Source organism: Polynucleobacter sp. 35-46-11 (assembly GCF_002281105.1).
Genome location: NZ_NCFJ01000597.1, coordinates 1 through 1451, shown reverse-complemented (window position 1 = coordinate 1451; position 1451 = coordinate 1). Strand labels below are relative to the sequence as shown.

Below are 1451 nucleotides of genomic sequence, written 5' to 3'. Positions count from 1 at the left end.
TTGCTATGAATTTGGGTGCTGTACTCAGCAAATTCTAAAATTCTGAAATCCGGTTGCGTTGGCAATCCCTCGTAACGGCGACCATTATTTAGAACGATCGATTTACTGCCGCCTGCCGCATTCTCAATAAATCCAGTCGATGCAACAGCCACGCTTAGGCGCCCATTTTTAGTTTCTGCCGCAAAGATATTTTTCACTTCGCTTTTATCGACATCCAACTCTTCAATAAAAAATACCCGCTCCGCTTTAGCAGATTCTCTAAATTGACCCGCGGCAACCATGGAGACATCACTGCGTTGCTGAAAGCGTTGGCTGATGATGGTGGATTCACGATTGGCCCAAGGCCAAACAAAGAGGGCCAAGAGGGCAATGATGATAATCAGCGGCGCTGCAAAGCGCAGAATTGGTCGAATGAGGCTGGCAATGCTCAGGCCGCTAGCAAACCAAACAATCATCTCTGAGTCTTTGTACCAGCGTACCAATACTATTAAAACGGCTACAAACAGGGAGACCGTGAGAAGCACAGCCATATAGCCGAGCGTGGCGAGTGCTATTAAAACCAGGGCATCCTCTGGATTTACGGCGCCATTGGCCGCAAAGCCCAAAATTCGAATGACTAGGGTGGTAATCATGATGGTGACCAAGACCAAAAAAACGCCACCAGTCGTAAAACTGAGTTCGCGGCGAAGGGCTTGGTGAAAAATCATGAATAAATAATGAGTTAGCTGTTATTGGCTCACTCAAGATGTGAACCTGCATCTCGGAGGATAATGGATAAACACCCATTTTTTTCCTTGAATTGACTTAAAAATACCTCAAGACATCATGACTATTCAATTTAGCACTAAGAATTTCGCGCAAGCCGACCTCAATAATCCGAAGCAGCTCAAGGCCAGTCTAGCCACTTTATTGGCGCAGAGCTCTGATTGCTTGGTTTTAGCCTACTCAAAAGCCGATTTAGATGCCCTTGAAGCCTCCAAGGCTAAGTCTGGGCTATTGCTCGAATTGGATCGCTTGCTTGGGGGCTCTGTCACCCATGCCAATCTGGTTGGTGACCTTGATGCTCAGCAAGCATCTACTTGCGTCATTCGAGCTGAAAAATCCTGGGTCGCATCTGGGGTAAAAGTGAAACGCGTTCTCTTGGTGTCTTTGGGCGATATTGCCCCTGCTAGTGCACGCAGTTTGAGCTCTTACTCAAAAATTGCTCGCGCTGCTTTGAAGCAGTTGAGTGGGGGCTCCATCCAAAATGCTTTGTGGTTTATTCCGAGCTTCGCCTTAGGTCATCGAGCTGATTTCATTGCAGAAGAGGTGCGTTTGACAATTCAATATGCAGGCGATCAAGCCTATCGTTTTGGAGTTCGTCAGCCAGCCATGAAATTTAAGGCCAAAGATAAGCCGGATACTTTTGCACATCTCATCTTTGCAGGTAATGACGCTTGTGCCAAAGAGCT

Annotated in this window: 2 protein-coding genes; one reads left to right on the top strand and one right to left on the bottom strand. The window is 46.9% G+C overall.

Annotated elements, in window-relative coordinates:
• Nucleotides 1–707: LPS export ABC transporter permease LptF (gene lptF, locus B7Y67_RS17980; protein ID WP_293599802.1), on the bottom strand; the 707-nt coding region annotated here is incomplete at its 3' end.
• A 118-nt stretch (nt 708–825) separates the two neighbouring features.
• Here lptF and B7Y67_RS17975 point away from each other — a divergent pair.
• On the top strand, nt 826–1451 hold a 626-nt coding region (locus B7Y67_RS17975), incomplete at its 3' end, for a M17 family peptidase N-terminal domain-containing protein (RefSeq protein WP_367227308.1).